The 24,324-nt window shown below is 37.0% G+C and carries 28 protein-coding genes and 1 riboswitch; of the genes, 7 read left to right on the forward strand and 21 right to left on the reverse strand.

What is annotated here, in order from left to right; genetic code table 11:
• The first annotated feature begins 211 nt into the window (after positions 1–211).
• Positions 212–892, forward strand: a complete 681-nt coding sequence (locus tag ACEN4I_RS09635) for a hypothetical protein (protein ID WP_407097700.1) — start codon at positions 212–214, stop codon at positions 890–892.
• A 342-nt stretch (positions 893–1,234) separates the two neighbouring features.
• On the opposite strand, the gene ACEN4I_RS09640 is transcribed toward ACEN4I_RS09635, so the two are convergent.
• The 4 genes from ACEN4I_RS09640 to ACEN4I_RS09655 form a co-directional block, all read right to left on the reverse strand.
• Positions 1,235–1,453 carry a hypothetical protein gene (locus ACEN4I_RS09640; protein ID WP_207558107.1) on the reverse strand — a complete coding sequence of 73 codons (219 nt, stop codon included), beginning with the start codon at positions 1,451–1,453 and terminating at the stop codon, positions 1,235–1,237.
• Between the two features lie 3 nt (positions 1,454–1,456).
• Entirely contained in the window at positions 1,457–1,777 is a 321-nt protein-coding gene (locus ACEN4I_RS09645; RefSeq protein ID WP_407097698.1) for a type II toxin-antitoxin system Phd/YefM family antitoxin, read from the reverse strand.
• 149 nt (positions 1,778–1,926) lie between these two features.
• Positions 1,927–2,082 (reverse strand): hypothetical protein, encoded by a 156-nt coding sequence (locus ACEN4I_RS09650; RefSeq protein ID WP_407127730.1) that lies wholly within the window; start codon positions 2,080–2,082, stop codon positions 1,927–1,929.
• A gap of 211 nt (positions 2,083–2,293) precedes the next feature.
• The gene (locus ACEN4I_RS09655; protein WP_407097696.1) at positions 2,294–3,178 is read right to left on the reverse strand and encodes a hypothetical protein; all 885 of its coding nucleotides are present in this window, start codon (positions 3,176–3,178) and stop codon (positions 2,294–2,296) included.
• A gap of 268 nt (positions 3,179–3,446) precedes the next feature.
• Here ACEN4I_RS09655 and ACEN4I_RS09660 point away from each other — a divergent pair, with 268 nt between their 5' ends.
• The gene (locus ACEN4I_RS09660; RefSeq protein ID WP_407097695.1) at positions 3,447–3,725 is read left to right on the forward strand and encodes a DUF1905 domain-containing protein; all 279 of its coding nucleotides are present in this window, start codon (positions 3,447–3,449) and stop codon (positions 3,723–3,725) included.
• A 374-nt stretch (positions 3,726–4,099) separates the two neighbouring features.
• Here ACEN4I_RS09660 and ACEN4I_RS09665 read toward each other — a convergent pair whose 3' ends face one another.
• Positions 4,100–5,491, reverse strand: a complete 1,392-nt coding sequence (locus ACEN4I_RS09665) for an NAD(P)/FAD-dependent oxidoreductase (RefSeq protein ID WP_005237714.1) — start codon at positions 5,489–5,491, stop codon at positions 4,100–4,102.
• Entirely contained in the window at positions 5,488–5,922 is a 435-nt protein-coding gene (locus tag ACEN4I_RS09670) for an Rrf2 family transcriptional regulator (protein WP_005237713.1), read from the reverse strand. Before ACEN4I_RS09670 ends, ACEN4I_RS09665 begins: the two co-directional genes overlap by 4 nt.
• A gap of 153 nt (positions 5,923–6,075) precedes the next feature.
• On the opposite strand from ACEN4I_RS09670, the gene ACEN4I_RS09675 reads away from it, so the two are divergent.
• Positions 6,076–6,432 (forward strand): hypothetical protein, encoded by a 357-nt coding sequence (locus ACEN4I_RS09675; RefSeq protein WP_021150714.1) that lies wholly within the window; start codon positions 6,076–6,078, stop codon positions 6,430–6,432.
• Positions 6,433–6,636: 204 nt separating this feature from the next.
• Here ACEN4I_RS09675 and ACEN4I_RS09680 read toward each other — a convergent pair whose 3' ends face one another.
• The 9 genes from ACEN4I_RS09680 to ACEN4I_RS09720 form a co-directional block, all read right to left on the reverse strand.
• Complete coding sequence (locus ACEN4I_RS09680; protein WP_407097744.1) at positions 6,637–7,359, reverse strand: MerR family transcriptional regulator; 723 nt, start codon at positions 7,357–7,359, stop codon at positions 6,637–6,639.
• Positions 7,356–8,174 (reverse strand): Hsp33 family molecular chaperone HslO, encoded by an 819-nt coding sequence (locus ACEN4I_RS09685; RefSeq protein WP_407103274.1) that lies wholly within the window; start codon positions 8,172–8,174, stop codon positions 7,356–7,358. Before ACEN4I_RS09685 ends, ACEN4I_RS09680 begins: the two co-directional genes overlap by 4 nt.
• A gap of 144 nt (positions 8,175–8,318) precedes the next feature.
• The gene (locus ACEN4I_RS09690) at positions 8,319–8,657 is read right to left on the reverse strand and encodes a GNAT family N-acetyltransferase; N-acetyltransferase (protein ID WP_407103277.1); all 339 of its coding nucleotides are present in this window, start codon (positions 8,655–8,657) and stop codon (positions 8,319–8,321) included.
• Positions 8,641–8,802 (reverse strand): hypothetical protein, encoded by a 162-nt coding sequence (locus ACEN4I_RS09695; protein ID WP_407103275.1) that lies wholly within the window; start codon positions 8,800–8,802, stop codon positions 8,641–8,643. The genes ACEN4I_RS09690 and ACEN4I_RS09695 overlap by 17 nt, the downstream gene beginning before the upstream one ends.
• Before the next feature lie 331 nt (positions 8,803–9,133).
• Positions 9,134–9,946: a carbohydrate ABC transporter permease gene (locus tag ACEN4I_RS09700; RefSeq protein WP_407103276.1), complete on the reverse strand. Its 813-nt coding sequence runs from the start codon at positions 9,944–9,946 to the stop codon at positions 9,134–9,136.
• Between the two features lie 29 nt (positions 9,947–9,975).
• Entirely contained in the window at positions 9,976–10,863 is an 888-nt protein-coding gene (locus tag ACEN4I_RS09705) for a carbohydrate ABC transporter permease (protein WP_407103278.1), read from the reverse strand.
• 36 nt (positions 10,864–10,899) lie between these two features.
• Entirely contained in the window at positions 10,900–11,772 is an 873-nt protein-coding gene (locus tag ACEN4I_RS09710) for an extracellular solute-binding protein (protein WP_407097445.1), read from the reverse strand.
• Positions 11,773–11,775: 3 nt separating this feature from the next.
• Entirely contained in the window at positions 11,776–12,216 is a 441-nt protein-coding gene (locus ACEN4I_RS09715; RefSeq protein WP_407127732.1) for a hypothetical protein, read from the reverse strand.
• Between the two features lie 304 nt (positions 12,217–12,520).
• Complete coding sequence (locus ACEN4I_RS09720) at positions 12,521–13,345, reverse strand: Cof-type HAD-IIB family hydrolase (protein WP_407097419.1); 825 nt, start codon at positions 13,343–13,345, stop codon at positions 12,521–12,523.
• 316 nt (positions 13,346–13,661) lie between these two features.
• On the opposite strand from ACEN4I_RS09720, the gene ACEN4I_RS09725 reads away from it, so the two are divergent.
• The 3 genes from ACEN4I_RS09725 to ACEN4I_RS09735 all read left to right on the forward strand — a co-directional run bounded on the left by ACEN4I_RS09725 (position 13,662) and on the right by ACEN4I_RS09735 (position 16,719).
• Complete coding sequence (locus tag ACEN4I_RS09725; RefSeq protein WP_407103038.1) at positions 13,662–14,942, forward strand: ABC transporter substrate-binding protein; 1,281 nt, start codon at positions 13,662–13,664, stop codon at positions 14,940–14,942.
• A 92-nt stretch (positions 14,943–15,034) separates the two neighbouring features.
• Positions 15,035–15,901, forward strand: a complete 867-nt coding sequence (locus tag ACEN4I_RS09730; RefSeq protein WP_407097421.1) for a carbohydrate ABC transporter permease — start codon at positions 15,035–15,037, stop codon at positions 15,899–15,901.
• Positions 15,898–16,719, forward strand: coding sequence for a carbohydrate ABC transporter permease (locus ACEN4I_RS09735; protein WP_407097422.1), 822 nt, complete (start codon positions 15,898–15,900; stop codon positions 16,717–16,719). The genes ACEN4I_RS09730 and ACEN4I_RS09735 overlap by 4 nt, the downstream gene beginning before the upstream one ends.
• A gap of 335 nt (positions 16,720–17,054) precedes the next feature.
• On the opposite strand, the gene ACEN4I_RS09740 is transcribed toward ACEN4I_RS09735, so the two are convergent.
• Together ACEN4I_RS09740 and ACEN4I_RS09745 are read right to left on the reverse strand one after the other, a co-directional pair.
• Positions 17,055–18,257, reverse strand: coding sequence for a chloride channel protein (locus ACEN4I_RS09740; RefSeq protein WP_407097423.1), 1,203 nt, complete (start codon positions 18,255–18,257; stop codon positions 17,055–17,057).
• Positions 18,258–18,338: 81 nt separating this feature from the next.
• Positions 18,339–18,414: riboswitch (Fluoride riboswitch) on the reverse strand.
• Between the two features lie 60 nt (positions 18,415–18,474).
• Positions 18,475–19,467 (reverse strand): MsnO8 family LLM class oxidoreductase, encoded by a 993-nt coding sequence (locus ACEN4I_RS09745; protein WP_407103039.1) that lies wholly within the window; start codon positions 19,465–19,467, stop codon positions 18,475–18,477.
• Between the two features lie 254 nt (positions 19,468–19,721).
• Here ACEN4I_RS09745 and ACEN4I_RS09750 point away from each other — a divergent pair, with 254 nt between their 5' ends.
• On the forward strand, positions 19,722–20,369 hold the full coding sequence (locus ACEN4I_RS09750) for an MBL fold metallo-hydrolase (protein ID WP_407097426.1): 648 nt from the start codon (positions 19,722–19,724) through the stop codon (positions 20,367–20,369).
• 554 nt (positions 20,370–20,923) lie between these two features.
• Here the strand turns inward: ACEN4I_RS09750 and ACEN4I_RS09755 are convergent.
• From ACEN4I_RS09755 to ACEN4I_RS09770, 4 genes are read right to left on the reverse strand one after another with little or no spacing between them, the layout of a single operon-like run.
• Positions 20,924–22,165, reverse strand: a complete 1,242-nt coding sequence (locus ACEN4I_RS09755; RefSeq protein ID WP_407097427.1) for a hypothetical protein — start codon at positions 22,163–22,165, stop codon at positions 20,924–20,926.
• Between the two features lie 33 nt (positions 22,166–22,198).
• Positions 22,199–23,032: a hypothetical protein gene (locus tag ACEN4I_RS09760; RefSeq protein WP_407097428.1), complete on the reverse strand. Its 834-nt coding sequence runs from the start codon at positions 23,030–23,032 to the stop codon at positions 22,199–22,201.
• Positions 23,029–23,718, reverse strand: coding sequence for an ABC transporter ATP-binding protein (locus ACEN4I_RS09765; RefSeq protein WP_407097429.1), 690 nt, complete (start codon positions 23,716–23,718; stop codon positions 23,029–23,031). Before ACEN4I_RS09765 ends, ACEN4I_RS09760 begins: the two co-directional genes overlap by 4 nt.
• Positions 23,715–24,107 carry a GntR family transcriptional regulator gene (locus ACEN4I_RS09770; RefSeq protein ID WP_407097430.1) on the reverse strand — a complete coding sequence of 131 codons (393 nt, stop codon included), beginning with the start codon at positions 24,105–24,107 and terminating at the stop codon, positions 23,715–23,717. Before ACEN4I_RS09770 ends, ACEN4I_RS09765 begins: the two co-directional genes overlap by 4 nt.
• Positions 24,108–24,324 lie beyond the last annotated feature (217 nt).

Below are 24,324 nucleotides of genomic sequence, written 5' to 3' on the forward strand. Positions count from 1 at the left end.
TCCTCATTTCAGTAAAAGTGCAAGGTTTTGTTTAACATCCTATAAAAAACCCTTGCATCTATTATATCAATCATTAGTTGTAAAAGGCAGCAGAATAAGCATAGTTTATTATTCAGTAGACATTAATTAAACAAAGCCTATTTTATCTTTGCTATACTAAAAGTAACAGATCATTTTAAATTTTTTTACTTATTTTATCAGGAGGTAGTCTATGGAGACAGATAATAAGCTAGTGAAAAGTTTTTCAGAAACGATTTTTAATGATAGTACAAAAGATGTGAGCGTTGACATGATTGAAGCTTCATTTGATACCCTTTTTGAATCTGAAATCATTAAAGGCATACCAATAGTTAATGCAATTATGGCGATAGGTAAGACTGGGATTATGCTTAAAAATCGTAATCTTATTCGTCAAACTTTACAATTCATGCATGAATTAAACAATGGAACTATAATAAATGAAAAAAAAGAAAAGTTTGTTGAGCGTATAAAAAATGGTGATAAAAAATCTCAAAAAGAAGTTGAACGGATTATGTTGATTTTAGAATCGACGATAGATATTGAAAAGTCAACTATCTTAGCAAAGTTTGTAGTGGCTTATATTAATGAACAATTAAGTTATACGGAATTCCAAGAGTTAACAGATACTTTGAGCCGATCCTATTTGTCAGATACGGAAATGCTTCTAAAAATTTACAACGGTCAAATTAAAGACACCGCATCCCAAGAGTTATACCGTATTGAACGATTAGCAGGGCTGGGATTTATTAATAAGATGCCCTACACAGTTGTTGTTGGCAGAGAATATGCTCGGCAAGAATCTTATTTGGAAATATCTTATATTGGAAAAGTTTTTTGTGAAATTGGACGTCCAAATATTCCAGTTATTTAAGCTCTAATTCCTCAAATATTTCTTGAGGCGGTTTTTCATCAGTAATCGGCAACGTACTTTTTTCTTTAATCATATTAAGTAATGAAGTTTCCTCTGATATATTAGTGCTACATCCAGAAACAATTCTAACAAATACTATATAAAATATTTTATTATAGTTACTATCATCTCCCTAATATTATTTATACTAATACATGAAATTAGATAAAGTCATATATTGTAAAACAAGAGCTCTAACACTTTTCATTATAGTGTTAGAGCTCTTGTTTAGTTAATTTATACGATTTTCAGCGATTTTATAGACGGTTTCTTTATCTCTTTTTCCAATAACAACAACTTGAATCACTTCAAATTTACCATGCACTTCTCTAAAAATAACGCGAAGTCCCATTTTTTATTTTTCATTTTATTACACTGAGCTAAAGCGCCATGTAACGGTTGACCCGCGTCCATACCACGTAATTTAATACGATTAAGAGCTTTATCGACAAAAACCTTTTGGCTTCCGTCAAGCTTATCATAATCATCTTTTGAGTATTCTGTCCATTCAATTTGGTACAAATCTTACTCCCACCCATCTTCTTCGTCGATAGTAGGTTCTTCAGTTGCTATTGATCCACGGACTTCACTATCAGAAAAAGTAGCTACTTTTTCATTCAGTAATCTTTTTTCAGCTATTAAATCAGCAATTTGATCATATAAACCGTCAACTTCTTTATTTAATGTTTCATATTGTTTTTGTGTCAACATAACTCCAGCTACTTTTTCTCGATTAAAGACATAAACCCCAGCAGCTTCCTTATCAGCTTTTTGAAAGACCTCCATAGGAGACCTTTTTACTTCGGAAATAGAAGATGTTGGAATATCTAATATTTTCATGGCCATATAAATCCTCTCCTTTACTTAGATCTATTATAAGTCTTTTAAAAAAACTTTTTAAAGTCTTTTTGCTCCTTTTTTAAAATTTAGTGGTAGAAAAAATAAAGAAAAGAGGATCACTTATGTTGAAGTGTTCCTCTTTTCTTTATATAAAGTTAATTTAGTTGAGTTTTTAGGGCAACAATTGCATTTTCGATAATTTCTTGTTGAGTAGCCTGAATTAGAAATTTTGTTTCTAGACACTCTTTCATTTCTTCGACAAGTACTAAAATAGAGTTATTAATTGGCACATAAACGTCTAGTGAGGGCATGATATTCACCTCTTATCTGTTATAAGTAATAACGAATAAGAGGTGAAAAGTGTTACCTAGACTTCTTTCAATACATGAAATTGCTTATAATCGTGTATCGTGAGCTTTAACTTATCAAGGTTTATTTTTCCAAAAAAAAATTAGTAAAGTACAGTCTCTGCAAGGTTAAAACCACTATTTTTTCTTTCTAGTTTTAAAAAATTCAATTTCATTACTCATCTGTAAAATCTATTGAACTCAGTATGCTTTCAAAAGCATTGCTATAATCTTTATCTGAATGTACTAAAGTTGACATCTGAAAGGCCATTATTCCATCATAATGATCGAAAATAACTAAAGAATTTTCAAACTCCTGGTCAGTCATTATACTGTTAAAATCGTACTGATATGCTATTGTACCTGCTACAGTTATTTCTGACTCAGCAATTAAATCGTATGATTCAGATTCTGAAGCAACGCCTTCTATAAAATTCTCTCTTGTTTCATCATTGGAAAGAGTATCATCTAAATATATATAAGAAACCAATAGCATTGCTTCTTCAGGATAATAATATTTCAAGTTTTCATCAGATATTTCTTCGGTCCAATTTTCAGGAATTGAATACTCAAGGTTACTCATAGAATATAATTTTATTTTTTCATCTGAAGAACTAGTCTCATTCTTTGAAGTTATCTCTTCAGCCTCACCTTCCTTTACTCTATTAAGTTCAAAATCCCCAATTGACGAAGAATTCATTAATGAAGTTCCAATTATTGAATTTTCATTTTTAAAATAACCTTCAATAGAAACGTCAAAAAGATCCGCAAGACCCTCAAAACTCCCCATACTTTCATTTGCTAATTCATTGAACTCAATTCTAAATTTTTCGTTTTCTGTATCTTCTAATTCAGTTATTATGTATCCCTGAGTTGATAAATGTTTACCGGACTCTGATGTTATAATTATTTCGTCTTCCGTTATTTCCCAATAGTTTAATTCATCACGACCATCATTTAATTCCCATTTCCCCAATATTTTTTCTTCTGGCGATTGGCTACAAGCTGTTAATCCAAGTAAAAAAAATACGGACATAGTAAATCCTAATAATTTATTCAAAAAATCTCCTCCTATTTTTATTTCGATAAACTAACATGAAATTATTTATCTTTGGTTAGCAATTTTAAGGCTGTCTTTCTTATTTTATTTTTTCACTCATAGCTCCACTTCTGAATGAGTTATTATAAACTAGTATATAATATTGGTATTACATTTGTATGATAATTTTTATTGATATCAAGTTCCTTACATTTTTTTAACACATGAAATTAGATAGTTTCATGTATCATAACTATAGATAAAGTGAATGAGAAATGGGGCTATTTAAATGATAAAAATAATTGACAATCAGAAACTCAAATTACATTACAAAGAGGGATTTGGATCATGGACTTATCACCTTAGACCACCAGGAACAGCTGATAATAAAGGGAGATGGGGACATTTAAAAGTATCTGGTACAATTGACGATTTTGAAGTGAAAAACATTTATTTGGCTCCAAGGAAAGATGAAGATAAGATCATCTCAATCAATAAGGAAATTAGAGACGCGATAGGGAAAAGCGGTGGCGATATAGTAACGGTAATGTTATATTTGCATGATTAATTTACTCAATAAATCCAATCTTCTCTTTTTAGATATGAAACTTACGCTATGATGGGCTTAAAGATTTGGGTAAGTTCTATATTTGATAGAATTTATTTTTATATCGCACACGATGTTTTCCGGAATCTCTTATATAAATTAGTTTATACGATTTTATAGACACTCTTTTATTTCTTCAACAAGTACTAAAATAGAGTTATTAATTGGTACATAAACGTCTAGTGAGGGCATGATATTCACCTCTTATCTGTTATAAGTAATAATGAATAGGAGGTGAATAGTGTAAAATGACTCCTATAGAGTGGACTCTGAAAAATAGATCTCTATAAGGTCCATTTTATTTTGTCCCAGCCTCTTTTGTGGTTAAATTTAAGTTAAATCATTTCAAGTAAATCATTCATGGATTCACTCATTGTAGGGTGAGTATAAATACCGTCTCGTAAACTCTTATATGAAATATTTTCATTAATTGCTAATGCAATTAAGTTGATCATTTCGTGAGCTTCGTAGCTGAAGAAGCTTGCGCCTAATATAAGGTCAGTCTCTGGATCAACTAATATTTTCAAAAAGCCGCTTGTTTCACGCAATACTTGAGCTTTAGGAACAGCAGCAACGGGCATCTTAGCAACTTTATAATTTTTACCAGCTTCAGTTGCTTCTTTTTCATTAAAGCCTACCCGTGCAAATGTTGGATCCACAAATGTTGCTGTAGGATAAACACGACGCGTTTCTAAATTATAGTTGGATTCTTCTCCTAGCAATTGAGGCAAAACAATACGGTAGTCATCCAAAGAAATATAAGTGAATTGTGGTCCACCTTTAACGTCGCCCACTGCCCAAATGTGTTCAACAGAAGATTGCAAGTGCTTGTTTACCTTGATTTCTCCACGAGCGCCGAGCGCCACGCCAGCCTTTTCAATATCTAATTTATTTGTGTTAGGAATACGGCCAGTAGCAACTAAAATTTCATTTAATTCAGCAGATTTTTCTTCGCCGTTTTGTTCAAATGTTAAACGTACACCATTATCCGTATCTTGAACACGTTTAGCTTGAGCGTTAAATTCAATAGTTACCCCTAATTCTTCTAATCTTTCCAAAATAGCTGCTGCGTCATCCTTATCTTCACGTGGCAATAATGAGTCATTGAATTGATAAACGGTTACTTCAGAACCAAATTCAGCAAAATAAGAAGCGAATTCTAATCCAATTGGACCAGCTCCGATAATACCTAGTTTTTTTGGCAGATTTGTTAGCTCTAAAATTTCTTCACTTGTGTGGATGTGTGGACTGTTTTGCTTGTTTTCAAAATCTGGAATAACAGCCGTAGATCCAGTTCCAATAATGATATTAGCAGCCGTAACTTGTAGCGTTTCTGTATCTGTATCCACTAACAAAGTATGGTCATCTTTGAAGTGAGCAAAACCGTCTAAGACTGTTACGTTATCTAAATCAGCAATTTTATGGTAGTTTTTTTTATTTAATTTGGTTACTAATTCAGTTTTATAGTCCATGGCTTGTTTGAAAAACTGGTTGTTAATCTCAGGATTTCGCTCAATGCCAAATTCTGATAATTGATCAATAATTTTTGCACTATGTGTCAACGATTTAGTCGGTAAGCATCCCACATTAATACAAGTTCCACCATACATTTTAGCTGATTTTTCAATCACAGTGACGGTTTTTCCTTTTTTAGCTAAAGCACCTGCTAATGTTTTTCCTGCTTTACCAAATCCAATAATGGCTACGTCTGTAGTGTACTCATTCATATTTTAGTGCCCCTCTCATTTTGTATTGCATATAATTTTACTTCCATATCTTTTAATGTAATAGTTGCTAGTTTTGCTACTGCATCTTTATTCAGCTCATCATAAAGATCATCCATAGCTTCTGACATACCAGACGAAATCATACATTGTTCATTGATATAACCTGAATGCCAAGTATTTTGGATAATTGGGATCTTTATCGCCTCATAAACATTTTTTAAAGTGATAGCTTCTAAATTATCGGTTAGAAAGTATCCGCCATGCACACCTTTTTTTGTTTGAACTAATCCTTTTTTTCGGCATTTTGCCAGAACTCTGCGAACACGAACTGGATTCGTACAAATGTTCTCAGCTAATGCTTCACTGGTAAAAATTGAATTGTTATGACCTAAATAGACCAACCCATGTACTGCAATCGTAAATTCACTCAAAATTATTCACCTTCTTTAAAAAGTAACTTTTAAAGTTACTTTATCTAAATTAAGTATACACCTAAAAGTTATCCAAATCTACAAAGTCTGTTACTTTTAAGCAATTATTTTAATATCTCCTTAGACGAATTGATTAAAGGAGATGACGATAAGATGAAAAGAGAAGTAACTATTGCTAAGATGAATCAATTAATGTTGGTTATTATAGGATCATTTGTTTTAACCCTCATTACTGCATCCTTATTTAAATACTGGGGCGATTTTTCTTTGATTTTGCCAGTTACTTTTATAGTAATCATGGTCAATGCTGCTATTAAACTTCAAAAGATCCAAGATAAAGAAAATCTAAAAACCTATAAAAAAATCTTAGATTATATGGACAATAGAGAAGTAAGAAATGATCCGAAAACACAAAACAGGAAGAGAATGAACTTAGAAAAATCTAGCTTGGCGATAGTAGGAGCTCTTATTGAGTTTTTCTTAATGTATGGCGTACTGTCGGTTTTCTAAATCATCTTAATACATGAAATTACATAAAGTCATGTATACAAAAAAATGATTTGATAAGGTTCTTTTGTGAAAAAATAGTCCCACTTTTGTTTATTTTGATAGAGATATAGAAAAATACACTCCCAAAACTATGAACTATTTTGTTCAGTAGTGGGAGTGTATTTTTTGAGAGCCCTTTTGTCCTAGCCTATTTTTGACGTTCATTCAGACATCCTCGTTCATTTGTCTTAATAAATATACGTATAACTCTGTTGTTAAACCGAATGAAAGATCTTTAGACGATTCTTCAGCATGAAAATAACCTGTCTTTTCGTATACATTTGGTAGTTCTTTATCAGTCATTGATATTAATTTTTTCCAATATGTCTTACAATAAATTACTTTAGGATGGGTAGAAGGAAATTTTTCTTTATAGGCTTCTTCTAAAGTAGTTATAAATTTAGACCATTCAGAATAATGTTCTTTCCAACTATCTTTTTCTGTTACTAAAGTTCGCATTGAATTAAATTCTTGAATCGTAAAATGAGAATGTGCATTGGTACGATAAAAGGTAAGTAATTCTGCAAGTAGAGTAGAGTCAATAGCGGTATAGTCTGCTAATGTTTTTTCAAAATTTAACAGGTTATCTAGTTTTTTTTGTTGTGAAGAGATTTCCTTTTCTAATAAAGCACGTTGTACATATACGTACTCTGAAAGATAAATTTTATCTTTCAGAATAATTGTTTTAATTTCATCTAATGAATATCCTAATTCTTTTAAACCTAAAATAATATAGAGTTGCTCTAAGTTAGTGATATCATAAATACGATGATTGGATTCTGTAATATTGTACGGTTTTAAAAGTCCTATTTCATCGTAATAATGGAGTGTGCGTATCGAAGCTCCAGTCATTTCTGATAATTCTCCAATTCTAAATGTTTCTTTCATGAGCTATACTTTCCCCTTCCTAGTAATAACGATAATTCCTCTGGAGTATAGTGATATTTTTTCCCACAACTTGTACAAACCGTTTCTTCTGAACGTTTATTTTCAATTGAATCAATTAGGTCAGTGTGTGACCAAGACAATAAAAGTTGTCCATACATTTCTTTTGTACAATAACATTCTGTAGTGAAAAAGAAATTTGTGAGGAATAGCCAATCTGCTTCAAACTGTTGCAAATGACCTTCTGAGTGAGAGAATTTTAGATTACTTATAATCTTTTCAACTTCTCCAACGTCTGCACCAGGTAATGCTTGAACCATATATCCTATCCAATGTCCTTTAAAAGAATGAGTGTAAAACGCAGTATCAATCTGTTCGCTTTGTTGAAAATAATGCTGAATTATCTTATCAGGATCAGTTTCATTAAATGGAATTGTGCTAGTAGATTGCCCAAAGTTATTGCTTCCTTGCGTTGCGGTTAATATAGCTTCTTTTTTCCTCATTAATTTATTTACAGATGTTTCTAAACTCGCTAAACGTTCTGAAGCTAAAATGTTTACAAAACCACTGCCCTCAATACTAATAGAAATTGTATTTGAAGTTCCTGGAAATTTCATTCGGATGCTAATACGTTGATAGTCATTGAGTAGCCCTTTCATTGAACACCCACTAATTAGCAACTTTGTACAGAATAGTTTAAATTCATCATTAGAATAATTAGTGACATGAGAAGGGACAGAGGCACAAGGGATTTCTACTTTATAAATACGAACTGTTTTATTAGCTGTTAAAAATTTTTTTCCAGTTAAATTTTTCATATCTTCACTCCCTACAATTACCATATACCGTTACGTAACGTTAGGTTCAAGTAAAAAGATCTAATACACTAAATTAGATAAAAGAGTGAGTAGTAAAAACCTTGCTAGCAAAAGTCTTTTACTACTCACGCTTTTACATGAAAACTATAATTTTTTACTTAATATTTCTCCAGGCAATCCGTCAATTTCACATACAATTTCAGATATGAAACCTTGATTACTTAATATTTTTCTAGAAGCAACGTTTTCTGGATCAATGATAGCTTGTATTTTCTCTAACCCTAGTCGACTTGCTATCTCAATTAATTGATTTGCTACACCAGTTCCATAACCTCTTCCCCAATATTTTGGAAGTATCATATAGCCTATTTCTGCTTCGTTAGGTTGTTTTTCATTTAAAGTTAAATGAGCAAGTCCAATAAATTTTTGATCTAAATCTATAGATATTTTGTATGAACCATAATTGTTATTTTTTTTTATTATAGGTTACTAATTTTTGGAAATTTGTTTTGGCTTCTTCATAGGGAATAGCTCTTTCAGTGATTTGAGACATAACACGATCATTTGAAACAAGTTGATAATAATAGTCAAAATCATCTTCCTTAAACTTCAATAGATTTAATTTCATTAGGACCTCCAATTGAATTCAATAGTTACTCATTTAGTTATTGTTATTATATCTCAGAAGTAAGTAATTAATACTCTATATTTTACACATACGATACATGAAATTGTATAAAATCATGTATCGAGAATTCTATGCGAATGGGGTTCTTTTTTGTTAGGAGTATTCAATACATGATTTCGTGTCATAGCATTCGAAATTATGCATGCATTTTGAGGTTTTATAAAAAACTCACTACAAACAAAAAAAGCGAGAGGCCAGGGTATATGATTCCAAAATCAATTTTTGGAACACCACCCCTAGCTCTCGCTTTTTCTTATCCCAATACAAACAATCACATCTTCAGCGACCCCGTCATCCCTTTCACAAACCCTTTTTGCATAAACAAGAATAAGATCAAGGTCGGTATGGTGGCGATGACGATGGCGATCATTTGCATACCGTTATTAGCTATGTAAGAAGCGGAAGACAAGCTGGAAATCAGCAATGTCATGGTGTACTTGTTTTCTGTTTGCAAGAAAATCAAGGGCAACAAGTAACTGTTCCAAGAATTCATAAACGCATAAATAGCGGCCGCAGCGTAAGTAGATTTCATCATGGGAAAAACGATTCGGAAGAAAATCGCATAATTGCCGGCACCTTCTATTTTACTGGCATCGATGATTTCATTTGGAAAAGATTTGAAGCTTTGCCTGAAAAAGAAAATCAGGAATAGATTATTGACCGCCGGAAGAATGATGGCCAAATGTTGGTTGACCAATTGCAAGCCGGCCATGATCTTGAACAGCGGAATAACGAGCGCTGCCAGTGGAATCATCATAAACAGTAAGATGACGGTGTAGATCCATTCACTTGTTTTAGTTTTAAACTTTTCAAAGCCAAAAGCTGCCAGCGAGGTGACCAATAAACTGAAAACAACGGTAATGCCCGAGATCTTCAGCGAGTTCCACATAATCAGCGGAATGTTGTATGCACCCAGTAATCCTTGCAAATTGACCCACAACTGATTTCCAAAACTCAGTTTTCCTTCTGCGATTTGATTGGTCGTATTGGTAGCACCTGCAATCATCCAATAAAAAGGAAAAATCGAAATAAAGGAACTGATGATCAGAAAGGCATATTTCAATACACTGGTTAATTTTTTCATCTTTCCTCCTCCCCTTTCATTGGCAAATGTTAGTCTCGGTTAGATATTTTCAATTGAATAATCGACAAGACAGCGATGATCACTACCAACGCCCAAGATAATGTAGCTGAATAGCCAAAGTTGGACGTATAAATAAAGGAATGATTGTAGATCAATTGTGCTGCAGTCAATGTCTCATTCGAGGGACCGCCGCCAGTTAAGTTGACAACTTCATCAAATAATTGAATGGTCCCGATCGTTGAAGTAATGGTGGTAAAAACGATCACTGGTTTCAATTGTGGGATAACGACTTGGAAAAATTTCTGGAAGCCGTTAGCACCATCAATATCCGCTGCTTCCAACGTGTCGTCTGAGATATTTTGCAGACCCGCCAGATAAAAAATCATATTGTATCCTGTCCAACGCCAGCAAAGTGCAATAATGACGGTCACTTTTGCCCAGAAAGGACTGTTTAACCAGTCAATGGGGTTTTGAACGATCCCGATACCCAGTAAAGCGTTGTTGACGATCCCTCCGATTTGAAACATCATTTTAAACAATACCGCATAAGACACCAGAGACGTCACACAAGGCAAGAACAGAGCTAATTTGAAAAAAGTACGGCCCTTTAGGTTAGGCGTGTTCAACAGGAAAGCCATCAATAAGCCTAAAATTACCATAATAGGCACCTGGAAAATCAAGAAAGTAAAATTATTCATCAAGGCTTTTAAAAAAATATCGTCTTGAAACATCCGTAGATAATTCCCAAATCCTACAAATACCGACTGCAGGCCTTGCATGCTGTGCAGTGAAAGGTACAGGGAATAAAAAATAGGATAAAGAAGGAAGATGCTGCTTAACACAACTGCAAAAACGATAAATTTCCAGACGTCTTGTTTTTGACGGCGAATGCGTTTTTCTTTCGGATGAGCCTTCATCTTCATCTCCCCTTTCACCCTATCCAGTAGTTTTAATTATTCTCCAACTTGCATCGTATAGTTTTCTTCCGCTTTTTCCAGCATTTCGTCTAGTGTTAAATTGCCGTCAAAGTAGTCCTGCAGCACAGAACGCAAAGCATCTACAGCAGCTTGAGTATTGTTTCCATAATCCACTCCCGGAATCTCAGCCATCCAGTCCGAGAAGTCTTTGTATATTGGAGCGTCATTGAAGAACGGGTCTTCGAATTGGTAAGCTTCTCCACTTTGTGAGGGCAAATAAGTTCCTACGGCGCCGTTTTCAACTAAAATATCTTGATAGAATTCATCATTCCCGGCAAATTGTGTCTTCATAAAATCGATGGCCAGATCTTTATTCGGCGAGTCTTCTAAAATGACCCAGCTGGCTCCTCCTAAGTTCGAATAAGGAGTGGCGTTATCGACTGTTTCCAGTTGCGGCACGTTTGTATATGCCCATTTGCCCGCTTGGTCTTCTGCAGAACGAATCGTAGCTGAGAACCAGATCGCTGAATTGACAGCTGCCACCTCTCCGCTCGTAACAGCTCCAATACCTTCAGGAGCAAAATAATCTACCGGTTTGGCCAGTTCGTTTTCTTCGATGGCTTTCAAAATTTCCGCCATTTCACGTACAGCAGGATTGTCTTTCAAGTAAATCTCTCCATTTTCATCAAAGTACCATAAACCTGCAGATTGCATGGCCATTTGAATGTAATGAGTTCCTCTGTTTGGAATAAATGCCACGAACCATTTGCCGGTTGCTTCTTTGACATCCTTCCCAATCTCCACAAATTCAGACCACGTCAAATCCTGCATAGCTTCCGGTGTATATCCCGCTTCTTCCAAGTAATCTGTGCGGTAATACAAACCAGCTGAACCAGAATCGAACGGAATAGCCTAAACACCATCATCTTTCGTAGCATTTTCTACTTTGTATTCGGCAAATTGTGAAAAGTCAATCTCGCTAGACAATTCAGCAAATTTACCCTCGTAATTCGTAATGTAGTTTTGTACGTCGTAATCATCCATCAGCATAATATCGGGCAATCCTTCAGATACTCCTGAAGTAAATCCTGAAACCAATTTTTGTTTGGTATCTTCGTTAGACATCTCGACAACATTGACGGTCACATCTTCATGGCCGGCTTGTTTGTAATATTCAGCTGCTTTCTCTGCGATAGGAATATTGAAGTTTGTATCCCAAGCCCATACAGTGATGGTATTGTCGTCTCCACTAGCAAAATCTTCAGGGTTGGCTTCTGGCCCGCCCGTACATGCTGCTAATAAAGATGCGCTAAACAATCCAAAAAAAAGTACCCCTAATTTCTTTTTCATCATCTTACCCTCCTATAAAATTATTCTTGTTGATTTGATACACTTAGAAATATGAGTTAGTTTGGTTGCTGCTTGATCGAAGATGTATTTTTAGAAGAAAAAAACTCTTCCCAACCTTTTTATCGGCTTGCAAAAGAGCGGAATTGTATACGTTATCATTTGTTAAGCTTATTATATAGTGACGCTTAGATAAAACCAAATGATTCGTCTCTGGCAGTTGGTACAAGGTAGTGACAGGCCCGTTACTTGCGATAAAAAAAACAGCTGCTCACGAAGAAGCAGCTGGTTTTAGTTGCATTTCAATGTGTCAAAGCAAACCCAATGCGTCCAATCCTTTGTAAATCCCGTCATTCCAAACAGTGTCGGTGACCAAATCAGCTAAATTCTTCAACTCTACTCTGCCATTCCCCATGGCTACCCCGATTCCGGCGTATTGGATCATTTCCATATCGTTCAATCCATCTCCAAAAGCAACGGTATCTTCAAGAGTGCCTTCAATATGCTCCAACAATTTTTGAATACCGACTGCTTTTGAGCCGCCTTTGCTGATGACGTCGACAGAATAAGGATTCGATCGCGTAAAGGTGTACTCTGGAAACTCTTTGGCATAAAAAGCGTCATCGGATTCCGGGGCATTCAAAATGCACTGGTAAATCGGGCGATCTTCATAATCCGTTGGTTGAATCGGCTTGGCAGAAAAACGGCGATTGACCAGTCTTAAAGCACTTTTTGGAGCCATCTTCGAAAAAAAGGGTCGCAGCCACTTTACGAAACCTCTATTGGCCAACAGAATCATTGAATTCCCGGTGATCTTTTCGCTTCCGCAAAAAGCTATGCCTTGTTTACGCTTTTGAGCGGTTTTCATTAGCCGCGCAATCGACTCTTGAGGCAGCGGATTTTGATAAATCGCTTCTCCTTCATATACCACATATTGCCCATTCATCGCGATAAATGTACAAATTTCTAATTCATTCGCCACTTCTTGCATCAAGGTGAGCGGTCTTCCCGTAGAAATGGCCGGGACAATGCCGTTTTGTTTTAATTTCCGGATCGCCGCTTTGGTAGAAGCTGGAATCGAATTGTTGTGTGTCACTAAAGTTCCGTCAATATCAAAGAAAATCATTTTTGGCATACTTTTCTCCTGTAACTCGTTCTCTTAATTTATGAAAACAGTTTCGTTTAGCTTATTTTAGCTTTCAAATCAACTTTAAGCAAGCTGTTATCTGCAAAAATCCATATTGTTTTGAATACGCATACAAGTCTGCTAAAATTTATTTAACAAGTTTGTTTCAACTTTTACACCACGCACTTTCTCTACTCAGTCTAGCTTCTGATTATCCAACATTTAGTCAGAAAGGAGCTTTATCAAACACCAGTGAGATACAGATTATTTCTTGTCTAAGAGTTCATTTGGACAGTTTTACATAATCAAAGGGGGGAATTTCATCATGAAAAAAACTATCAAACTATCTTTAGCACTTTTAAGCACAGCTGCCGTTCTTGCCGCTTGTGGCGGAGGTTCAGGTGATAACGCAGGCAGTGATTCTGAGGCAGTAGTCGTGGAATTCTTCAGCCAAAAGCCGGAGATTACCACTCAATTAGAAGCCTTAGCAGCTAGTTATACAGAACAAAATCCTGATGTTCGCGTCAACATTACAACAGTAGGAAGCGGAGAAGGTTCTGCAGCTCTGCAAGCGAAATTTTCTTCTGGAGATGAGCCGGCTTTAATGATGTTAGGCGGTTTGCCGGAAGTAGAACGTTATAGCGATTCATTGCTGGATGTGACGGAATTGGAAATGAGCGATACAGTGATCGAAGGCATGCTGGAAGGTGGAACGATTGACGGGGTGCCTTTAGGAATCCCGATGAATATCGAAGGATTCGGCTGGATGTACAACAAAGAAATCTTCGAACAAGCGGGTGTCGACCCTGAAGGTATTCAAAGCTATGATGATTTTGTAACCGCTGTAGAAACTTTGGACAGTCAAAAAGAAGAGTTGGGTATTGATGCAGTGTTTGCCTTCAGCGGCGCTGAAAATTATATCGCCAACCAATTCTCAGCCAACTTTACTTCGCCTGAATTCAACAACAGTATTTTGGAAAGCTACAGTGCGACTGAATTAAATTGGGAATATGGCGATCAAATGCAAAAATACACTGACTTGTTCAATCAGTACAATGTACAGCCTATTTTAACGATTGATTACAGTCGTTCTGTGGAAGAACTGTTTATCAACGATGCAGTTGCTATGGTGCACCAGGGAAACTGGATCGTCCCTACTTTGAATGGTATTGATCCTGAATTCGCCGCCAATAAAATGGGCATTTTGCCTGTATTTGGCGAAAACGATACCACCGGTAAAATCATCGCCGGAGCTCCTTGGTACATTGGAATCAACAAGAATCTAGACGAAGCTGTTGTGGAAGAAGCAAAAGCATTCTTAGACTGGATGTACACTTCTGAAGAAGGCCAAACAGCAGTCTTGGAAGAATTTGAATTCGTGCCGGCACAGGAAGGTTACGATGTGGAAGCTATCAGCGACACGGTTTCTCAACAAATCTATCAAGCATTACTGGATGGCGAGACTGGCGCGATGACGCACAAACAATATCCAGATGGTTGGTTCCAACAAGTATTGTTCCCAGAATATCAAAAATATTTGAACGGCGACATCAGCTGGGATGAATTTGAAACCAATACTTCTAATCGATTTGCAGAAATGCGCTAGACATTGCAACCGAGGAATAGAAGAACTTTTCTTCTATTTCTCTTTCTTTTTCGCAATAACTTATCCTAAAGGTAAAAGGGGCGAACAACAGAATGAAACGAAAAAATGAAAAGTATTTTTATTGGGCATTTCTATTCCCAAGCATATTAGCAGTATCTTTAGTCATCTTCATCCCTCTACTTTATGGGATTTATACTTCCTTTACGGATTCTGACGGATACACGATGAACTTTATCGGTCTAGAAAATTACACCCGCTTATTGAATGACAACCAATTTTTAAGCAGCGTTTGGTTTACGGTCAAGTTTGCGGTCGTTTCTGTTATTGGCGTTAATGTCATTGGGTTGAGTATGGCTCTTTTAGTGACGCAGCGGACAGGAAAAATCAGCAACTTGTTTCGAACGATCTTTTTCATGCCCAATTTAGTCGGGGGGATCATTCTTGGATTTATCTGGCAATTTATTTTTGTCAAAGCCTTCGAAGGCATCGCCCAATTGACCGGCATTAGTTTTTTCAGCAGTTGGCTGGCAGATACAACGACTGGATTTTGGGGACTCGTTATCGTGTTCTTATGGCAAATGAGCGGCTATATCATGATCATTTACATTTCATTTTTAAACAGCATTCCGGGCGACATCAATGAAGCGGCCTCCATTGACGGTGCAAGCACTTGGCAGACATTCTGGCGAATCAAACTACCGATGCTGGCTCCCGCTTTTACGATCAGCTTGTTTTTAACTTTGGCAAATGCGTTCAAAGTCTACGATCAAAACTTGGCTTTGACGAATGGTGCTCCCTTTGGTTCTACCGAGATGGTAGCTATGAATATCTACAACACGGCTTTCTTCCAGTACCAGCAAGGATATGCCCAAGCTAAAGGGATCGTCTACTTGTTATTGGTAGCGGCCATTTCGTTAACGCAAGTTTATTACACACGAAAGAGAGAAATTGACCTATGAAAACAGAAAAAATGCATAAATGGCTGGTCATTATTCTAGGTACAGTAGTTTCTCTGACGTGGATTTATCCTTTCGTATTGATTTTCATCAACTCCTTTAAAACCCGAAGAGAAATTTTTACCAACACCTTATTTTGGCCAGAACTATTGACCACAGAAAATTACCCTAGAGCGTATGAAAGTTTAGATTATACGCGCAGTTTTATGAATTCATTGATGATCACCGTAGCTAGTATCATCGTGGTCGTCTTGTTCTCTTCGATGGCAGCTTATGCCTTATCTCGCTATCCAGGAAAAATGAGTTCCGTGATTTATTTTATTTGTGCGATTACAATGCTGATCCCTTTTCAGTCGTTGATGATTCCTTTGGTCAGTTTATTCGGAAGATTTGATATGCTGAATCGCGTGGGACTGACTTTTATGAACTTAGGTTTCGGTTCCAGTATGTCTATCTTCTTATATTTTGGAGCTTTACGGTCAGTGCCGCAATCCTTGGACGAAGCAGCCATTTTAGACGGTGCCAATCCTTTTCAAATCTTTTGGCGCGTGGTATTCCCGCTACTGAAACCAACGACAGTGACGGTTATTATCTTGAATTCCATTCGCATTTGGAATGATTACTTGCTCCCTTCACTGGTCATCAATAAAGACGGCATGTACACCATTCCCTTGCAAATGTACTACTTCTTTGGACAGTACACGATTCAATGGGAATTAGCCTTAGCTGGTTTGGTACTGGCGATCATTCCTATCATACTGCTGTATATGTTCCTGCAAAAATACATTATCCAAGGGATTACAGAAGGCGCTACAAAATAAAATGATGAAAAGGCTTTGAGAATGTTTTGTTCTCAGAGCCTTTTTCAGTGGATCTTCATCTTCTAGCGTTGGTAAAGAAATTTTTTCCAGCCTACGGTGTAGCTCGTGGAGAACCATGGGAACGCCTTGAGCCGAAAACCGCGTCTCAAGGCTTGCAAGCGTCAAATTTAGCGTAACGGCTAAAGCCTAACGCTAAGTAATTCCCATTGCATCCTCTTTCATGGTTATAAGCAACCCCATATTCCTCCAAAAATTTCTAGGAATGAGACTTTTTAAACGTTTACAATTAAATTTTTTTCCGCTTACCAACGTCAAATGATGTAGAACTTTTTCAGTTAAAAAATGGTTTTTTGTCCTCCATAAATGGAATGATTTCCATTGAACACATAGGAAATACTAACGGTGATCAGAAAGTACGGAAGGTAATCAAATCCAAAAACTTCTGCACCGATCAAAGCTGGTGCAATGAGGGTGTTTGTAGCAGAAGAAAACACACTTGCATACCCTAAAGCAGCCGCGAATTCTATCGGCAAGCCGAATAACGGCGCCAGCCAAACTCCTAAACTAGCTCCAATAGAAAAGAGTGGCGTAACCTCTCCTCCTTGAAACCCTGCCGCTAAAGTTAGAATGGTCAATAGAAATTTGATGATCCAATCATAGCTGTAGATACTGCCTCCATCAAAACTGGCGGCGATCAGATTTGTTCCCAAACCTGAATATCTTTCCAGATGGAGAATGAAGAGCAGCACACTGAGCAGCAGACCTATGAAGAAAATCCGTTTGCTCAAGTCCGGTATTTTCTTTCCAATATATTGCTTCGCATAGCCCAGCAAGTAGGCAAACAAACCGCCGACTACGCCAAATAAAATCCCTAAAAGAATCATTTTTAAAATCGTTTGACCGTCCATACTCACAGAGGATTCTAAGTGGACTGAAAATTTCTCCAGCCCTAAAAAATGCGAGACAGAACTGGCTACCAAAGCAGCAATTAAAGCAGGAAATAATGCTAAATACTCTAGTTTTCCTACTACCAATACCTCTAAGGCAAAAAATGTAGCTGCAAATGGCGTTTCAAACAAACCGCCGAATCCGGCTGCCATTCCTGTGATCAACATTATTTTTGAGGCATTTTTATAGGGTATGTTGCGACCGATTGCATGCGAAAAGGTCGCTCCAATTTGGACTGCCACTCCTTCGCGACCGGCACTCCCGCCAAATAAATGGGTGATCCAAGTGCCGATGATGGTCAACGGAATCATACGCTTCGGGATTTCCCGCAACTCTTCATTTCCAGCTGCAAAAACCAAACTCATACCTTTCTGGGTATTCTTTCCGATTTTTTTGTACATAGATACAATAAATAAACCTGCTAAAGGCAGGAATGGAATCAGGTACACAAAGTGGCTGTCCCGAAAGGCACTGATCATAAGCAATACTCTCCCAAATAAGGTATCTAATATGCCCACTACTAGGCCAATAAAGATGGCCAGAATCGCATAAAGTCCAATTTCTTTATATTCCGATAGATATTTGTTCATTTTCTATTCCTTTCAAAACAACGGCTATTTTTATTGCTTACCTCTTGCATCCCGCAAAAAAAGCTGAAGACAGACTGCGGCCTATGCGCAGAAGTCATCAGCTTTATCAAGCGGTTTAAGCAGTTTGCTTAGGGAGACATTCATTCCCCAAAAGATAGCATTAGGATACTACAGATTTCCTTGTTAAACAAGTCAAAATTTTTAGTAAACTCTTTCGTTACAGCAATTCCTTTGCTAACAAACGATACGTATCCAACCGTTTCTCTTGTGAGTGAGGGATACTGCAGATCATGGCTTCATCAAAACCATAGTGTTCTTGCTGCTGCATCAGATTCGCTGCCACTTCTTTAGCCGAACCTACGATGTGCTGAGCGCGACCATCTAAAATATTCAGGCGGTCCACTTCACTCAAAGGGTAATTTTGTGCTGCTTCGGGTGTTAAAATCGGTCCCATTTTTCCTTGAGACATCCATAAGCGAACCAAGTCTTGCGGCAATGCTTCATATTCCGCCTCTTCCGTAGTTTCTGCAGCGGTGACCATATAAGCTACATTGATTTCGGATTTTTCCATGAAAGCACTAGGTTCGAAATTGCGTCGATACTGATCTAACACAGCTTTTTCCATCACTCCTGTAAAGAACTGTGCATAAGAATAACCGATCCCTTTCCGGCCGGCTTGCACAGCGCTGCTTCCACTAGAACCCAACAACCAAGCTTCAGGCAGTACAATACCGCTAGGAGCAGCGATTGTTTTGTTGTACAGATTATCTGCAGGCTTTAGATCATTTATTAATTCCAGCGCCACATCTAATTTTTCATACATATTATCCAACTGAGGTCGATTTCCTTGCGCCAACGCAAACATGGATGCGTGATCTCCACCTGGAGCACGCCCTACACCAAAATCGATCCGTCCTGGAGCAAATGCACTCAACGTTTTGAAGACTTCTGCCATTTTCAAGGGTGAATAATGCATCATCATTGTCCCGCCTGTACCTAGGCGAATATTTTTAGTTTTGGCCGCTAAATAAGCTAGCGTAATCTCGGGTGCCGAGCTGGCGTAGTTTTCAGTCCCATGGTGCTCCGCCATCCACATCCGTGTGTACCCCAATTCATCAGCTAATACAGCCAGTTCTTCTGCTTTTAACAGCGCGTCTGCTGCTGTGTTTCCTTGAGTCACCGGAGCTTGATCTAAAACACTTAATTTCATAAAAATCCCCTTCCTTACTAAAAATCAGTCTTTTAACTATCTTAGCACTAACTCGTCGGGAATTCCTTTCAAAATTCTCATTATTGAATAAACTTCTTGAAAAAAGTGTCTGCTTCAGATGCCTAGCAAGCTTCGGCAATTGATTTTGCTTTTCTTAAGTTCAATAGGCTTCCTTACTATCCTGCACTCTTTGTGTAAGACAATCTTTCAAAAATACTTTATACTAGACATAAATAGAATGAGGAGGCAACAACATGGATTTATATGGAGCAACCGTTGGATCGATCCAAGAAAATTGCTATTTTCTAGTGGGCGACAACAATCGAGAGACGCTTATTTTCGATCCGGGTGCAGAACCTGAAACACTTAAAAATATCGTGAAAGAACACGATTTGAACCCGATCGCGATTGTTTTGACTCATGCGCATTACGATCATATCGGAGCATTAAATGACATCAGAGATACTTATGACATACCAGTGTATCAACACATTATCGAAAAGGAATGGTTAGTAGACCCCGCACAAAACGGCTCAGGACGCCATCCAGAAATCGAAGACGTGATCTCTACCAAACCAGCTGATGTTCATTTGGAAGAAATGGGCAATTATTCTATCGGCGAATTCACCTTTGAAATGCAGCACGTTCCAGGGCACTCGCCTGGAAGCACTATTTTCATTTTCAAAGATCACGGGTTTGCGATTGTCGGAGATGTTATTTTCAAAGGCAGTGTAGGCCGGACTGATTTTCCATATGGAAGTCATGAAACCTTGATAGACGGTATTCGCAAATACATCATGCCGCTCCCAGGCGATACTGTTTTGTTCCCGGGACATGGCGACGCGACAACTGTTCAAGAAGAAATTGACACCAACCCATTCTTGAATGGTGCAACCCGCTAACTAAAACAACTGGGACAAACCTCCTAGTAACTGAAATATACTAAAACAAAAGGACTCTCAAACACACACTCCCAAAACTATGAACTATTTTGTTCGATAGTTTTGGGAGTGTGTGTTTCTATCTATATTAAATTAAAGTAAGGGGGATTACTTTTTTGGCAACTCTGCTTTTACTCGATTCGTCTCGTGCTTACTAAGGGGGAGCCTATTACTTTACTTGTGGGTCTTAAAATCATCGTGGTAAGTCAGGTAACTCTTCCTTTCTTGACTTGTGGAGCTGAAAATCTGAGGCGTAAGTCAGGTTTATCTCTTATAGCTGACTTGTGAGCACCAGAATGTTCCCCACAAGTCAGCTAAAGGCCGTTTATCTCAGTGTTATTACCTGTGCTGACCTAAAATCTTTTCAATGAGAAGAGAGCTGGAACAATAATCCACCTTTGAATGGTTCTATAAAAAAGAATGTTCCTTTTCTCCCTTAAGAAAGGAGAAAAGGAACATTCTTTTTTTATTTAGTCTAGGAAAAATAAGTTATTGTCCCAGCTTCTTTCCTACGTTTAGTTAAAATAAATCCAATCAATGGTCAACAAATTATCTTTAAATGACTCATTCATTTCAGGTGCATCAATAATTTTTCCGTCATACAATACTTTTCCTGTATTAAAGTCTGCAGCTACGATTGCAATGTCTTGTCCTGAATTTTCTTTTACGGCACTGACATAATAAATGACGTTTTCATCAATGTAAGTTGAAAAGGCTTCTTCTTCATAGTATGTCTGTGAAGTAAAATTCGTCATCACTTCACTTGGCAGACTAACAAACTGTGTTTCTGCAACCTCATTTGCTTCAATATCAAATCGACTGACCTCAAACCCATTTTCCACAGCATTCGTGTAATAGATAGATGATTCATGAACCGTCATGGCTGGATATAAAGGTAATTCTTTCAATTCATTTGGAACTGTTAGCTCTTTCAAATTACCAGATGCTGTATCGTAGGCCGATAGCAGTATCTCATCAGTATCTACATCCTGCTCATCTTTTAGGCTGCTTTCATAGATCATGTAACGTTCTTCTTTTGAATCGTGTGGCCCAGTAAGTGTATTTAGTAAAATAGAAGAATAATCTGCTCCCGTTTCGCCTGCTGCCGGCTGGATAATTTGATCTTCTATCACTGTTCCAGTTGCTAAATCTACTCGATAAACGTGCAGCTCCGCATATTGCTGATCATCAAAGTAATTCACAGTAAAAACCATTACTTCTTCGCCGCTTTTTTGAACGTTTTCAATGTAAATGTCATCATATTTTTCATACTCAGGAATATCGACAATCATTTGAGTTTCATCATTAGTTTTTTTATCCAACAAAGCGATTTCCATTTGCTCGTAAGGTAGATTGTAATCTTCCGTATAGGTATCTACAAAAACAATACTGGCTTCATCTTCATAATACAAATTAGCGCTCACGCTTTTATCACGCAGAAAACTAGGATGTTCGTGGTACATAGTTTGTATTTCTGGACTGTAAGTATAAATATAATCCAATTGCTCATTAAATGAAAAGTCTTCTGAAGCTTTTGTACCTTCTGTACTGATCTGTACAAAATCCCAGTACATATTTTCCTCGTTATTGACATCTCCTGATAAAATCATATCCTTAATATAGGTTGCATCTCCTGAACGAGTTTCAATCGTATATTCAGGTGACGTTGTATTTGCTAAAGCTTTTTGTACATAAAAACTACTGATAGTGATTACGCTAAAAAGTACTAAAGCAATTACTTTCCAATATTTCTTCATTCTTTTTCTCCTCCCTTTCTTGACGCAGACCCGTTAGACGGTAATCCGTTTGTTTAATAAATGATGGCTGATCCAAACAGAAACTGCTCCGATCACAAAAGTCAATGCTAATGAAATCCAGAATATTTCACTTGTGAAAAATAATTGGCGATTAAAGATTGCTTGCAGCCAGTAAGGAGAAAATAGACATACGAGTGTTAATACACTATAGACTCCAGCTAATAGTAACCCTTTGAATTTAAAACTGCGTTCTAATAAAATCAACGTAAATAGCACCAAAATCGCTATAAAACCTCTACTGTAATTAGCTACTGCTGCAATAAAAGAAGCTGGATACAAAAGGAGTAATTGATTAGATCCTTGAATTATTTGGCTTATGGTCGATGTCTTAATATACACTGCAGGAATCAACATAGAGAAAAGTTGTCTTTCTACAACCAATAAGACCAACTGTAATGCGACTAACCCCAACACCATTATGAAGATAGCTGCCGCTTTAGAAAAGTATACGTTCAATCTTTCTGTTGGCAACATCAATAAACGGTAAATAAACGTATTTTTTCCTAACCAATCCCGGTACCAAATGAACAAACTATAAATAATCAAAGTGACAACACATAACGCAATAGGCGCCCAAAACCATAAACTGCTAGTGAAACGGTCCATTCCCATTCGACCAATCTCAAGAATAACAGCACTTTCTTTTATTATTCCCATTTTTATTTGTTCATTAACTTGATAAATATAGTCATTTGCTGTTACAAATACTCCAACGATTTGCAAGATGATCGTTAAAATCCCTAAAGCAGCATAAATCGGAAAGAATCGATTCAGTTCAAAGTTGACTAATTTAATAAAATTTTTCATGGTTGGTACACCTCTCTCATCACATCTACGACTGATTTCCCGTTTTCTTCGCGCATTTCTTCTGCGTTGAATTCAGTCAATACTTTTCCATTTTCTATCAACACCGCTTTATCGATTAAATGTTCAATATCGCTGATCTCGTGAGTCGTGATCAAGACTCCTCGATTTTCTACCAAATGACTGGTAAACACGGCAGCGATTTGTTCACGGCTGAAAATATCAATTCCAGAAAATGGTTCATCCATCAATAAGTAATCTACATCTAACGCTAGTCCTAGCAGCATATTTACTTTTGCTGTGTTCCCTTTTGATAACGTCGAAATTTTATCTTGCGAGCTTAATTTGAAAAAGTTCAATATCTCCGTTGCTCTGTCTTGGTTCCATGTAGTATAGAAATCGTTCATAAAGTCCATCGCTTGTTGAATCGTCATAGATGGCATCATCGTGATCGCATCAGGAATAAACGCTATTTTTTCATAAGACTCTTTCGTCAACGTCTTTCCGCCAATCAAGATTTCCCCATTTTTGATCGGCGTCAAATTCATAATGGCGTTCAAGATGGTTGTTTTACCAGATCCATTGATTCCGATCAAACAAGTGATTTCACCTTTATTTGCGGTAAACGACATCCCGTTCAATACTTTTTTACGCCCAAATCGTTTCTCTACTTGTTTTACTTCGATCATGCTGTTTCGCCTCCATCTTGTTCATCTTCCAAAAGAAATTGTTCTTTTATTTTGTGTTGGACTTCCTCCAAAGAAACACCGATCGGCTTCACTGCTGCGATAAAGGTTTCCACAGCTTCCAACATCAATTCGTGACGGACTTGAGTCAATACATTCGTATCTTCCGTTATTTTGCTGGGCATATTTCCTTCTGTATACAACAACTTTTCTTCCTCCATTCGTTTGTACGCTCGTTGAACTGTGTTGGGATTGATGCCTAAAGTTCCTGCTAACTCTCTTCTTGACGGCATTTCTTCCCCGGGCTGCAGCTCTCCCGCAGCGATTTTTTCTTTAAAATGACGCACGACTTGCAAATAAACCGGCTCTCTTTGATTAAATAGCTCTGGCACGATCAATACACCTGCTTTCTTTTCTGTACTAAGGGGTTAATACACTATGCGCAAATTGATGTATTAATCCATTAATACAGTTGCTTTGTGTGTATTATATGGTTAATACACTAAACTGTCAACAACTTTCTTTTTTCCTTGATTGACATTCTGCCATTAATTTCCTATACTGAATTTAAATCTTATAACCTTTGCATAGAAAGAGCACAGTAGAGTA

The organism is Desemzia sp. FAM 23990, assembly GCF_045528485.1.
Classification (GTDB): Bacteria; Bacillota; Bacilli; order Lactobacillales; family Carnobacteriaceae; genus Desemzia.